A 13,314-nucleotide genomic window follows, 5' to 3' on the forward strand; every position below is an offset into this window, starting at 1 on the left:
CCTTTAGCACTCTTGTATCTCTAGTGCTAAAATCATTATATCAACTTTAGTCAATGTATGTCAAGTACTTATTAAGTATTTAAAATAGAATTTACTAATCTTAGCTATAATTACGTAATTAAAACAAGGAATGTATGTGTTATGTGGAATTGATGAAGCAGGAAGAGGCCCATTAGCTGGTCCTCTAGTAGTAGCAGGAGTTATTTTAAAAAAAGAAATACAAGAATTAAATGATTCAAAAGTTTTAAGTGAAAAAAAGAGAGAAATCCTTTTTGAGCCTATTAAAGAACACTCACATTATCATATTGTTTTTATTAGTGCAAAAACCATTGATGAAAAAGGTTTATCTTTGTGTTTGAAAAATGCAATTTTGGAGATAATGTCAGAACTCAAAGCCTATACTAAAGCATTTTTAATGGATGGGAATACTTCTTTTGGCATTGATGATTTAGATCATTTAATAAAAGCAGATGCATTAATAAAAGAAGTAAGTGCTGCTTCGATTTTAGCAAAAGTATCAAGAGACAGATATATGTGTAAAATTGCACCTTATTACAAAAACTATGATTTTGAAAAACATAAGGGTTATGGAACAAAAGCCCATGTAGAAAAAATAAAAGAATTTGGGCGCAGCGATGAACACCGTTTTACATTTAAACTAAAAGCCTTAGGAGAAAATAAATAAAACCCTAAGGTTTTATTTATTTACAAACTTCCCCTATATGATTTTCTATGGAGTTAATTTTACCTTTTAGTCTGTTATTATGCCCTTTTCTAATATCCATTTTAAGAGTAGAAAAAACTCTGTTACAACCTAGGTCCTCCAAAATCTTATAACATTTAGCAGTTAAGTCAAGAGCTTCCTCTATTGTATTTGTTTCAATAAGAGTTGCCATTGCTGTTAATTGATAATCAAAACCACTTTTCCGAATCAAAGCAATAACTTGTGAAACATATTCACTTTTACTTTCCTCTTTATTCGTAGGGAACATTGAAAGTTCTAATAATACACTCACGTTTAACCTTTTTAATTTAATAAAATGATTATATCTAAACTAATTTTATATTTATCAAAAGCTTTTTTTTATCACTATTCTAATAAAAGTTAAAATATATTATTTATTTTAACAATATAGCTTAAAATAGGCTATTGATAAAGTTATTTTAAGAAATAATATTATTATTTTACCTTTCATAAAATTCTTTTTACTTTATAAATTACTTATTATTTTTATATTAGTTTCATATATAATTGGATATATTATAAGAGTAGAAGATAGAATTATTTTTTAGATTACACAAAAGGAAATACAATGCAAATAGAAATGACTGCAGAAGTTGTTTTATCGCAACTTGGTTATACAAAAAGTGATACCGCTTTAAAACAAGCAGAAATAATGATTAATAATACAGGTAACTTTGAAAAGTTTGCAAAACATATTCTAAGTTTAAATGACCATCTTAAAAAAATGAATGCTTATGTTGGGCTTTCAAATCAAACTGATTATTTAAAAATAAAATGTGATGAAAATGATGCCGAAGAAATCTTAGAAGAGTTTCATGAAGAAGTTCTACATTGGTCAAATAAATACAATGTAAAACTTGAAAAAATGCCATCTAAACCTATTTATTATATATTAGGTACTGTTTAAAATATTTTTTTATGAGCATGACAATAAGGCATCGTTTGATGCCTTATGTAATAATCTTGGTGATAATCTTCCGCCACATAAAAGGTTTGCATTTCATTTAATGTTGTAGCGACATCATAACTCATGGATTCTAAAGCATCAATTATTTCTAAAGCAGTATTATATTCTAGTGAATTTAAATAGAAAATAGCAGATAAGTATTGTGAACCAATATCAGGACCTTGACCATTTGTTTGAGTAAAATCATGAATTTCAAAAAACAATTCTAAGAGTTCTTTATAAGATACTTTTGAAGAATCATACTCAACTTGTACAACTTCTAAATGTCCCGAATTACCCGTACAAATGTCTTCATACGTAGGATTATTTAAGTGTCCTCCCATATATCCTGATTTAACCTTAACAACTCCCTCTTTTTTTTGGAAATAATATTCAACGCCCCAAAAACATCCCGCTGCAAAATATGCAAAAGATTTATTTATATTCTTTTTATCACCAGCTAAAAACTTCAAAGACATAGAATTAACACAATGTCTTGTGTTTTTTGGCGTAAAATGTTCACCTTCAAAAACATGGCCCAAATGGCCCTCACATTTAGCACAAACAATTTCTATTCTTGAACCATCACTATCTGGTATTCTTTTAACATTTTCCAAATTGTCATCAAAACTTGGCCATCCACATCCAGAAGAGAACTTATTTTCTGATTTATATAAAGGAGTATTGCATTTTTTGCATACAAAAACACCTTCTTCATAAAAATCATTGTATTCCCCAGAAAAAGCACGTTCAGTACCTTTTTGCTCAATCACTCTTTTTTCTTCATCATTTAATTCATTGTAATCCATAATAACCTCTATAATATATTCTTGTTTATTTACTAATCCTACTTAATAATTTTAACAAATATTTTTGTACATAATGATAAAAAAAATAAATAGTTTATTCCTTTAATTTAGAATGGATATTTATTGATATTTTTAATCATTTTATAAAAAAATATTCAAATCAAAAATAAGTGTTTTATTATCATCCCTAGTATTTCGCTTATATATCAAGATAATGTATTCATCTTTAAAAGAGCTAAATTTTTTAATTTAGCTAGACATATTGATATACATTGTCATTATTCCCAAAATACTCTTTTTATTTATTTTAACTACGTATTATGAAACAATAAATTCTTTTTCTAAAATTGTTTTTCCATTTAAAAGGATTTTTCCTAAAAAAACATCCTTGATTTTAAATGTTCCTACCCCTTTTGGTGTTCCACTCATTAATATATCATTTTGCTCAAAAGAATTAAAACTGTTAAACTCTTTGATAATGTCATTGGGTTTATTAATCATTAAATCATATCCGCCAACTTGTTTAAGCTCCCCATTTATATATAACTCTAAACTTAAATCTTTAACATCTTCATCACAAGAAATAAAATCAGAAAAAACAGCAGCATTTTTAAACGATTTTGCTCTCTCCCAAGGAAGTCCTTTCTTTTTTAATTCACTTTGTTTTTCTCTTAAAGTCATATCTAAACCAAAAGCTACTGCATGAATTTTATTATCTTTAATTAAAAAACTAAGTTCAGCTTCATAATGGCAAGAAGGTTGATCTTTTGGAAATAAGATAGAAGAAGAAATAGAAGAATTTGGTTTAATAAAAAATACCATTTCACTAGGAACTTCATTTTGTAACTCTTTAATATGCTCACTGTAATTTCGTCCAATACAAACGACCTTTGAAACCGTAATTTTCTCATTATTTAAACATAAACTTGTCATTTTTTTCCTTCTAATATTTTTTAAGTAAATCGTTAATAATCAATGCAGTAAGGCCCCAAATAACTTCACCTTCATATTTATATACCCAAACTTGATACTCTTTTTCTATCCAAGTTTTTTGATAATGCAAAGGTAAATTAAGCTCTTTTGCGGGGAAATGTATGTTTTTATTTCCCTCATCATCAATAGAATAAGGCTTAACTTCAGCACGTAAGGTATACACTTCTGCTTTAGTATTTTTAAAAAAAGACATAGGAACTAAGAGTGTTTTTTCAACCTCACTTGGATCTAATACCATATTATTTAGTGCTTTTTTCTTTACAAGACCAACAAAAGATTCAACAACCACACCATAAGAAGTAACAAGAGTATCTAATTGCCCTATAATCTTTATATCTTTTTTTCTAATTCCTAACTCTTCTTTTGTTTCACGTAAAGCAGTATGTTTAAAACTTTTATCACTTTTTTCAACTCTACCCCCTGGGAAACAAATATCCCCACCTTGCCTAATATCTTTGGCACGTTTTTGAAGTAAAATATAATATTCATTTTGAAGTTTTACAAGTGGAATTAAAATACTTGAATTAAAGTATCGTTCACGGCCTAAAATACCAGGAGTTAAGGGTAAATTGTGTTTTAATTTTTCTAAATCTTTTTTTTTCATTACTAATAACATCTTTCTTTTTATAATGATATATTATATCAAATACATATAAAAGAAAAATAATTTACCCCTAAAATTACTTTTCTTTTTCTAATTACAATAAGTTATTTGGTAAAATAATTGTGAACTCTGCACCTTTAAATATTCTATCTCTATAAGTATATTCTTTATTTTCCACAAGTATTTGACCGTGCATATGTTTTGTAATAATCTCTGAACACATATATAACCCTATTCCAGTACCTTTAGATTCTTCTTTTGTCGTAAAATAAGGTTCGAATACTCGAGGAATATGATCTTCATGTATTCCGCCCGCATTGTCCCTAATTTTAATAATAATGTTAGTATCTTTTTTAATTGCAGAAACAAAAATTAATTTTTCTTCTGATTCATTACGAACGAATTCATCTCTGGCATTGGTTAAAATATTTATAAGCACTTGAGTAAACTCATTTTCTAGGGTTTTTAATTGGATATTTTTAGTATCTTTTATAATATTAATATCTTTGTATAAGTACTCAATAGCACTTAAGTTAATGGTTTTTTTAAGTGCAGAAGACAGATTAAATACTGTTTCTTTACTTGTTGGTTTAAAAAATGCAGAAAAATCTTCTATTACGTTTGACATATAACTTAATTGTGAACTTATATCGTGAACACAAACAGCAAAATCATCTTTTGTAAAGTTCTTATTGTCATAATTATCTCTTACAAAATAAACTAATAATGAAATATTATTAAGTGGTTGCCTCCATTGATGGGCAATATTGGCAATCATTTCACCCATTGCGGCCATTTTTGTTTGTTGAAATAAAAGTTTATTTTTTCTTTCATTATTACGAACTTCAATTTTAATTCTATTTTCTAAACCTGCATTTATTTTAACCAATTCAGAACTTTTTTCTAAAAGTTCTTTTCGTAATGCTTTATTTTTTTTGTTTAAAAAATACTGTTTATACAAAATAAAGATACATCCCAAAGTAAGAAAAAATAAAATTTGTGTTAATAATTTATAATTTATATCATCTTTATATTCAATAGAAGTCCATTTATTAAGCATTTCATTAACATCATCCGGGCTTACACTTAAAACAGCTTTATTAAGAATTTCTCCCAGGATTTTGTCCTCTTTTATATTAGCAATTCGTAAATTTGTAAAAAGATTTATTTTCCCAGAAATTTTTAATTCATTAGAATAGTTCTTTTGAAGAGTATACCAAGTACTTGCAATACTATCTATATATCCAAAAAGATCTTCTTTATAGACCAATGAAAAACCATTATTTCCATTTAGTATTTCTACAAAAGTAATTTTAGGATATTTTTTTCTTAAGGCAGAAATTATTCTATGTCCTTTAGTAATTCCAATTTTTACATCAGATAAAGTACTCAAATCATTAATAAAAGAAATTTTATAATTTGTTGTTAATACATAAGGTATTTTAAAATAACTGGATGTAAAGTTAGCAAATTCACTTCTTTCTTTTGTTTTATGTAAAGAAGGAAGAATATCACATTTTTTATCTTCTAAATAATTTATGGATTGTGAAAAAGAGCTAGTATTTACTAAAACAAAAGGCATGTTAATTATTTTTGATATTTTATTCGAATAATCTGCTATAAAACCAATATGTTTGTCCTTTTTAATTGCACTGTAAGGCAAAGCATCGGGAAGAACACATAGCTTTAAATATTTTTTATTTTTTATATATTCAAGCTCTTCTTGCGTAAAAGAAATATTATTTGTTTTATTTAAAGGATTAACAAAATCTTTAATATTTATCTTTTGTGGTAATAAACCCATAACATTATACAAATCATAAATTCTTTGTATTTTGTCCATTTTAATTTCACCCAGATTTAGGGTATTAAAATAAGAGAGTTTTGATAATTCTTTAGCTTCATAAATTAAAGCTTCTTTAGAAATATTTTGAGCATTGTATTTGTCTATAATAATATCAACACTTTCCTTAATATTAGAATAGGCATATTTCCAACCTTTTAAAGAAGCTTCTTTAAATAGTTGTACTGTTTTTATATCTTTTTTTATTAGATTTTCACTGGTAAACAAAAAATCACTGTACATATCAAAACCGAATTTTTTTGGATCAAAAATATTATACTCTATATTCTTTTTTTGCAATTCATAAGGAGATTTTGAGATATAAGCAGAAATAACATCTGTTTTTTTATCAATCAAATCTTGTATATTATGGCTGTGTTTTAAAAAATTAATATCATCTAGTTTTACTTTATGAGAACGAATCATCGCTTTTAAGGACACTTCACTTGCATCATCAATTGTTGTCATAATATTTTTTTTAGAAAAGTCCCTGATAGTATTAATATTAGATTCTTTTGTACTTAATAATACTAAAGGAGTCGATTGAAACAAAGCATATAAAGCAACAATATTTCTATTTTTTGCACGCTCTAATAATAAGGTCTCACGTCCAATAGCAAAATCAATATTTTCATTACTAACTTCTAAAGGAATATCAATACCAAACTTAAAAGGAAGTATTGTTACATCAAGGCCCAGGTCTTTATAAAAGCCTTTTTCTTTTGCCATATAATAACCAGCAAACTGAAATTGATCAAACCATGACAATTGAAGTGTTACTTTTTTTAATTCTTTTGAATAAGCAGATATATGTGCTAAAAATAGTATTAATAATATGACAGTAGTTTTTTTAAATAAAATATTCAATTAATATCCTTAGGGATTTTAAAAATTATATCTCATTAAAATTGAAAAACAGTTACATTTTTAAAATATAGTTTTTTTTTAAGAAAATAAGTATTTTATACACAAAAAAACATATTATTGAATTATGAACTTGAATATGCAGGAATAAAACACTATATGTACGGTGTTATTCTATTTTATAAACTATGTTCTATTTTTTAGCATAGTCATTAATTTGTGGCTATTCCATATCCAGAAAAATAGAATTAATAATAGAATAATACAAGCACTACTCCAAAGTACAGGAAGAGTATTGCTGCTTTTAAAAGCTCTTTTTTGTTTTGAAATACTCATTTTCGCTTCTTTTATAAAACCACCATCAGGAGCTGGGCCATTTTTAACTATTCTATGCCCTCTTCCTCCATCTAAAATTACAGAATATGGCTCAAATGGAATTATAAACTTCAGTTCACTTTCATCAGGCAAACGTTTCTCTAAAAGTATCTTACCTGAATACAGCGATTCAATTTTTACTAAAGCACCTGCTGCTGTTTGTCCTGTATTAAATGCAGCTTCTATCTGAATAGAGCCATCTTTATTATCAACTATATTCAAAAGTAAGGTGTGAGAAAAAAGACTGCTCGCACATAATATAATCATCAATATAAATTTCATTGTTTTCCTTTACTCTATTATAAAAATCAACACAATACCAATAAAAAGAGAAGGTATAAATGTTCTTAAAAATACATCTTTAGAACTTCTGCTTAAAAATATCCAAATAGAAACACATGGCCATGTGAAGGTATTGAATAATAAAGGAATTATAAGTGCATCTTTTGATGCATCAAATATAACTTTTAAGATAATAATCAAAGCAAAATAAGATATAAATAAACCTCCTAAAATGGCACATAAACTTCTTATCCAGCCTATTGTTTTTCCATTTTTTTGCCTAGAGTTAAATTCATCCAGATATTTTCTAATGCCAAAATTCATTATATGCTCTTCCATATTTTTTTGTTTTGTATTCTACTTTTTGGTAAGATAAAAGCACATACAAAACACAATACAGCTAAAAAAAGTAGTCCAATATCTACACCTAAAATAGGATACATATTCAAACTTGCTAATTTTAAAGGTCCGTAGCCACTATTAAACCAATGAATAAGAGGAGCACAAAAAAACAAAATACTGCCTATATACAAAATATCTTTTGCTGCTTTATTAGAATCAAATCTAGCAAAAGCAATAAGTCCCGTACTAAGCCACGTAAGGAAAAATGCGCCTTGTTGCCATAGGATTCTTTCTTCCATATTTAGGGGCAATAACCATTGTAAACAAAAAGCAATAGCCGTTGAAGGAAAAACTCCAAGCATAATAGTCATGCTAAACCTACTAAACCAGTGATAAAAAGGAATTTTATTATCATATTTTTTTACACATTTTTCCAAATAAAGCCATATGCCAAAAGCAGTTCCTATTGTAAAACCAGCAACAACTAAAGAAAGTAAGAATTTAACGATAAAACTCATAAAAGGCACAAAATGTAAAAAATGCACAAATTCGTAAAAGATTCTCATCCAATGTGCATCAAAAACTCTTTTTATTTTTACAACAGAAGCATCTGATCCCTTTAATGTAACACTTGGGAGATTTATAAAGCCATTAAAAAAAGGATAAGAAGGATTGTACCCACGTAACTCAATTTCTGCACTGGAATCATTCCATCGATAAAGTCTCATATCAATATAATCTAAGTTAGGATTAATTTCTCTTGCTTTTGCATATAACTTTTCAAGAGGCATCATTGTTACAAGAATGCCTTCTTTCTTTTTTACTTCTGGACTAGGGAATAAAGTACTGCCTATTGCTTCTGGCCATTTAGTCGATTTTTTATTTGAAAGGATCTGTGTAATGGGCTCAGATAATTTTTTATTTCCTTTTATTTGAAGATTAAGAGCAGCGCCTGAAATAAAGATTATTAAAATAGGAAAAAAAAACCAAATAGATAATTTTCTATGCCATTTAGAGCTTTTTTTAAGTGCAGAGTCTCCTTTATTTGAATATTTAATGGTAAGTACTTGAATTAATCCCGTCAAAATCAAAAATATTGAAGCCACAGCTACAATACCAAAAATAGTAAAACCTACATTCCTATAAAATGCCCGTCCTGTATGCAGATTATGTAAAAAAAAGCCTAAACCTATTCTTCTTCCTTCATCTTTAAGTTTTTCTCCATTATTTGGATTTATTACAATCTTTTTTATAAACATTTGCGATAAAACCAAAGCATTATCATTTTTTGAATCAGGCAAGATAATTCTTAAATTATTATTAGGAATATTAGGATCTAATAGTATTTGATTCACATATTTGCTTATTGGGATATCTTCTTTTTTAACCATACTTGCAAAATGCCTGGATGGTTTTTCCCATACTTTAATATAGTTTTGAAATATGGAAAATATACCAAAATACATTATTACATAAAATAAAAGTCCAAAAACAATGCCTGCTGTCGCATGAACTTTTATAAGCCTTTCGCCCAGTTGTTTCATATTCTTCCTTATTTTTCATTCATATAAATCAGTTTTACTATTCTAAAATAAATATTTAGTTTTAGTAAGTTCTCATAAAATGAATATGCGTTTTATTTTAATACTAAGTATCATAACCAAGACAAATAACACCCAAATCACAAAATTATAAAGACTGCAATTTTTAAAAATATAATAATATTTAGGGTTTAACTTTATTGTTCAAAAAACACTGACATTCTTTTAAACATGTAATTCAAGTATTTTTTATTTGTTTAATAAACTAATTAGTCCATCGGGTAAGGATATCCTCCATGAAAAGTAATCATGACCTCCTTGGACTTCTTTATAAATCACATCATAATTTTTAGCCTTAAGAAGTGTTCGTAAATGCCTATTGCTTTCTAAAATACCAATTGAAAAATAGCCAGTTTCATACACTCCTGCATTTAAATAAAAAGTTATATCTTTTGTTTTATTTTTAGCTATTTCTTCGCTTAACCATTCAGACTCACCACTATTGTTATGCCACCAAAAAGAACCTGATAAACTTAAAACCTTTCCAAAAATTTCTGGATATTGGAAAGCCACATAAGCAGAAGCTAAACCTCCATAAGAAGATCCAGCTAATACAGTGTTTTCTGCTTTGTTTTTAATATTAAATCTTTTACTTATATATGGAAATAATTCTTTTGCCATAAAATCTGCGAATTTAGGATTCGTTGGTAATTCAGAAGAACGGATTTTGTAAGAAATATTATCAATAAATACAGCAAGCGTAGGTTTTATTTTTTTTGCATGAATTAAGTTATCTAAGATTAGTGGTGTTTCAATCTTATGTTGATATTCAATACCATCAAAAATAAAAAGAAGTTTATAGTCACTTATTTTGTTTGAATAATTATATGGCATATAAACAGTAATATTTCTTGTATTATTTAATATTTTACTAGTAAACAAAAAACTCTCTAAACTTCCACGAGGAGAGTTCTTTTTTTCATACCATTTATCCTCTTTAACATTTAACATAAAACTTGAATGCTTAAAATACTTATCTTTTATTTTTACATTTGAAATAAGATAAGGACTTTTATTAAAAGGATCAACTTGTGCTGTTGCTAATATAGCAACTCTGTTTTCTCTTTTGCTTCCTTTTATACTTGGGACATCTGGTGCTACTTGATAGGACAATACTAGCCCATTTTTAACTTTAAAACTTTTATACCAAATATCACTGTTTTTTAGTTGTTTTAATTTGACATGATCATGACTTGGCGCGCCTAAAAGACGTACATTATGCTTAGCACCTTTGTACAAAAAAGTAATCAAAGAGTAGTTTTCATCAATCTTTTCAACCAAAGGCGTCCCTACACTTTTTACTGTTTGCCAAAACTCTTTAGTAGATGAATTTGATTGTAAGTCTTTTCTTGTTTGTTTTATAATCTTACTTAGTATTCTTTCTTCATTTTGTTTTTTATCATAAAACACATCTAATATTTTGTTTACACTAATTTCATATTTTATATCTTTATCTAAGCTTTCCACTTTTATATAAAAATCTTGAGCTTTTTGGCTTATAAAAATAAATCTACCTTCAAGTTTTAAAGGAGTATCCAACCTTCGTACAAAATTTTTATCTTTGTCTAATAAATCCATTCTTTTGATTTTTGCACTTACTTTATAATTTCCTCTTACAAACTTTTGTTTATCTAACTTAAGTAATTGAAAAGAAGATAAATTTGCTTTCAAAGTCTCTTTAAAAGAAAAAGTTTTACTAAAATCTTGTGCAAAAGAGGGAGAAAAGAGAAACACCAAAGAGATTAAAAATAATCTCTTTAGAAGCGTTTTAGAATTTGTAAGCAAGTGATACTCCAAAACTTCTAGGTGCTCCATTTATGGCAAAACCTCTTTTATATAAAGAGTTTAAATACTTTTTATTAGTTACATTATTAACATTAAAAGACAAATCAGTTTTTTTATTAATTGCATAACTTGACATCAAGTTAAATATTGTATAAGAACGTTGAACAACATCAGGGGCAATAGAATGATATGCTGCACTCTTCCAATTAGCTGAGACTCCAACTTTTAAACCTTTTACTTGTGTAGGAGAATAAGAAACAGCAGCATTAATCATCTTTCTTGGGATATAAGTATTATAATCTTTGCCATCTTTATCTTTTATAGAAAGTTTTGTATAACCTAAAGAAGCATTGATATTATCACTTAGTTTTCCAGATACTTCTATTTCATATCCTTGACTTACTACACCATCTTCTCCTTTATAATAACTGGTGACACCATCTGATAGTTTTCCAGCTTCATCTGCTACATTATCTTTTTTACTTCTAAATACAGCAAAAGAACTGTTTAATGCTTCCTCAAAAAAAGATGATTTTATTCCAGCTTCGTAATTGATTCCTTCTTCAGGATCCAATTGATTTTCTTGGGCGTCAATTTTGTCTTGAGGATTAAAAGTTGTAGTATAACTTGTATACGCAGATATATTGTCATTTATTTTATAAATAAGAGAAGCATATGGTGTAAATACACTATTGTCTTTTTGCGAAAAATCCTTACTATAGGATAAGCCTTCTTTTTCATATCTGGAAAATTTACCACCTAATAACACAGATAAACTATTTGTTATATTAAAATTATTTGCAGCTGAAAAAGATTTCTCTGTTAACGTCCAATCTGTAACACTGTTTGGATCTACTGCATATGTTCTAGAAGACGTTGAACCATCCCAAGTATTAAAATCAATCGCATAATCAGTAAAATCCATCCAGACATCTAAAGTATATTTTTGTTTAATATAATTAGCAGAAAAAACAACTTCATGCTCATTATCAAATAAGGTATACGAACCATTTAATGTTACATCAAATAAGTCAGCATCCGTTTTACTGTTGTACAGCATAGAAGTTGTTAAGGTATTTGCAGTAAAAATACCAACATGATTTTCTCCCTCATTATTTTCTTTTCTATAGGATGTTTTTAATTTCCATTTATCGGATAAAATAGAATCAAGTTCTAAGAATATTTCTTTTGAGTCTGTATTTCTATAAGACCAATCTGGCGCTGCATTTGTCGAAATATCGTAATTTTTTGCTTGCAAATCTGTACTATTAAAACCTCCTTGTTGCGTTCCTTTAACATCATTTTTTGCACTTTTAATTCCAAGAGTAACTTTGTTATTATCGTTTATATCGCCATCAATAATTGCAGAAAACACATGTAATTTGGATTCATTTCTATCTAAGTGGGATTTAGTATCTTCAATAGCACCCATAACTCTTGCTCTTATGCTTTTATCATCATTTAATGAATTTGAAACATCCACTTCAAGTCTTTTTTTGTTCCATGAACCTAAGGAGATTTTTGTACTTGCTTGAAAATCTTTTGTCGGTCTTTTCCTAACCATATTAATACTAGCAGAAGGATCTCCATGATTACTAGAAAGTCCAGTTGCGCCTCTAGTAACTTCAACATGATCATATAAAAACATATCAACATTACCATAGATATAATTATCTGCTAAACTTGAACCAACTCCATCAATCAAAAAGTTTGTAATATTAAAACCTCTTGAAGTATATTGAGTTCTATCACTTTCCATTCTTTGAACTTCAATCCCTGTAGTATTATCTAATACATCATTAAGTGTATTTAAATTAAAATCTTCCATTTGCTGAGAAGTAATAACGGAAATACTTTGTGGAGTATTTAAGACTGGCAAGTTCAATTTTGTAGCTGAGCGCATAAAGTCCATAGTATATGAATCTGAATTTTCCGTGATATTATCATTTATAACTTCAACCTCCCCTAAGTCATTTTTATTTTCATCTGCAAACGATGAAGAAGATAAGAACATTATTGTAACTAATGATAAAAAAATCTTATTTTTTGTTTTCATTTTATTCCTTTTTAAATTAATACTGAGTATCATAACTGTTACTAATAACATCAAAATAACAAAGCGACA

At 27.4% G+C, this 13,314-nt stretch carries 12 protein-coding genes; 2 read left to right on the forward strand and 10 right to left on the reverse strand.

Annotation, left to right across the window (positions count from 1 at the left end):
* Window positions 1-130 precede the first annotated feature (130 nt).
* A complete protein-coding gene (locus HRT41_00225) occupies window positions 131-685 on the forward strand; it encodes a ribonuclease HII (GenBank protein ID NQY22432.1) in 555 nt (184 codons plus the stop codon).
* Between the two features lie 16 nt (window positions 686-701).
* Here HRT41_00225 and HRT41_00230 read toward each other — a convergent pair whose 3' ends face one another.
* Entirely contained in the window at window positions 702-1,016 is a 315-nt protein-coding gene (locus tag HRT41_00230; GenBank protein NQY22433.1) for an MTH1187 family thiamine-binding protein, read from the reverse strand.
* Between the two features lie 297 nt (window positions 1,017-1,313).
* Between HRT41_00230 and HRT41_00235 the strand changes: the two genes are divergently transcribed.
* Entirely contained in the window at window positions 1,314-1,652 is a 339-nt protein-coding gene (locus tag HRT41_00235; GenBank protein NQY22434.1) for a hypothetical protein, read from the forward strand.
* On the opposite strand, the gene HRT41_00240 is transcribed toward HRT41_00235, so the two are convergent.
* The 9 genes from HRT41_00240 to HRT41_00280 form a co-directional block, all read right to left on the reverse strand.
* Window positions 1,649-2,500: a bifunctional methionine sulfoxide reductase B/A protein gene (locus HRT41_00240; GenBank protein ID NQY22435.1), complete on the reverse strand. Its 852-nt coding sequence runs from the start codon at window positions 2,498-2,500 to the stop codon at window positions 1,649-1,651. The two genes, HRT41_00235 and HRT41_00240, sit on opposite strands and share 4 nt — an antisense overlap.
* A gap of 318 nt (window positions 2,501-2,818) precedes the next feature.
* Window positions 2,819-3,433 carry a fumarylacetoacetate hydrolase family protein gene (locus tag HRT41_00245; protein NQY22436.1) on the reverse strand — a complete coding sequence of 205 codons (615 nt, stop codon included), beginning with the start codon at window positions 3,431-3,433 and terminating at the stop codon, window positions 2,819-2,821.
* A gap of 10 nt (window positions 3,434-3,443) precedes the next feature.
* A complete protein-coding gene (locus tag HRT41_00250; GenBank protein NQY22437.1) occupies window positions 3,444-4,097 on the reverse strand; it encodes a CoA pyrophosphatase in 654 nt (217 codons plus the stop codon).
* Window positions 4,098-4,191: 94 nt separating this feature from the next.
* Window positions 4,192-6,807 (reverse strand): ABC transporter substrate-binding protein, encoded by a 2,616-nt coding sequence (locus tag HRT41_00255; GenBank protein ID NQY22438.1) that lies wholly within the window; start codon window positions 6,805-6,807, stop codon window positions 4,192-4,194.
* A 183-nt stretch (window positions 6,808-6,990) separates the two neighbouring features.
* The gene (locus HRT41_00260; GenBank protein NQY22439.1) at window positions 6,991-7,461 is read right to left on the reverse strand and encodes a hypothetical protein; all 471 of its coding nucleotides are present in this window, start codon (window positions 7,459-7,461) and stop codon (window positions 6,991-6,993) included.
* Between the two features lie 9 nt (window positions 7,462-7,470).
* Window positions 7,471-7,785, reverse strand: coding sequence for a hypothetical protein (locus HRT41_00265; protein NQY22440.1), 315 nt, complete (start codon window positions 7,783-7,785; stop codon window positions 7,471-7,473).
* A complete protein-coding gene (locus HRT41_00270) occupies window positions 7,785-9,347 on the reverse strand; it encodes a PepSY domain-containing protein (GenBank protein NQY22441.1) in 1,563 nt (520 codons plus the stop codon). Before HRT41_00270 ends, HRT41_00265 begins: the two co-directional genes overlap by 1 nt.
* Before the next feature lie 246 nt (window positions 9,348-9,593).
* Window positions 9,594-11,075 carry a DUF3327 domain-containing protein gene (locus HRT41_00275; protein NQY22442.1) on the reverse strand — a complete coding sequence of 494 codons (1,482 nt, stop codon included), beginning with the start codon at window positions 11,073-11,075 and terminating at the stop codon, window positions 9,594-9,596.
* A gap of 97 nt (window positions 11,076-11,172) precedes the next feature.
* Window positions 11,173-13,245 (reverse strand): TonB-dependent siderophore receptor, encoded by a 2,073-nt coding sequence (locus tag HRT41_00280; GenBank protein ID NQY22443.1) that lies wholly within the window; start codon window positions 13,243-13,245, stop codon window positions 11,173-11,175.
* Window positions 13,246-13,314: the final 69 nt, after the last annotated feature.

The sequence above is a fragment of the Campylobacteraceae bacterium genome (assembly GCA_013215945.1).
Lineage (GTDB): Bacteria > Campylobacterota > Campylobacteria > Campylobacterales > Arcobacteraceae > NORP36.

Coding starts and splice junctions, on each gene's coding strand:
- HRT41_00245 (NQY22436.1), bottom strand. CDS start 3,433: ATGACAAGTTTATGTTTAAATAATGAGAAAATTACGGTTTCAAAGGTC.
- HRT41_00235 (NQY22434.1), top strand. CDS start 1,314: ATGCAAATAGAAATGACTGCAGAAGTTGTTTTATCGCAACTTGGTTAT.
- HRT41_00260 (NQY22439.1), bottom strand. CDS start 7,461: ATGAAATTTATATTGATGATTATATTATGTGCGAGCAGTCTTTTTTCT.
- HRT41_00270 (NQY22441.1), bottom strand. CDS start 9,347: ATGAAACAACTGGGCGAAAGGCTTATAAAAGTTCATGCGACAGCAGGC.
- HRT41_00280 (NQY22443.1), bottom strand. CDS start 13,245: ATGAAAACAAAAAATAAGATTTTTTTATCATTAGTTACAATAATGTTC.
- HRT41_00265 (NQY22440.1), bottom strand. CDS start 7,785: ATGAATTTTGGCATTAGAAAATATCTGGATGAATTTAACTCTAGGCAA.
- HRT41_00250 (NQY22437.1), bottom strand. CDS start 4,097: ATGAAAAAAAAAGATTTAGAAAAATTAAAACACAATTTACCCTTAACT.
- HRT41_00240 (NQY22435.1), bottom strand. CDS start 2,500: ATGGATTACAATGAATTAAATGATGAAGAAAAAAGAGTGATTGAGCAA.
- HRT41_00225 (NQY22432.1), top strand. CDS start 131: ATGTATGTGTTATGTGGAATTGATGAAGCAGGAAGAGGCCCATTAGCT.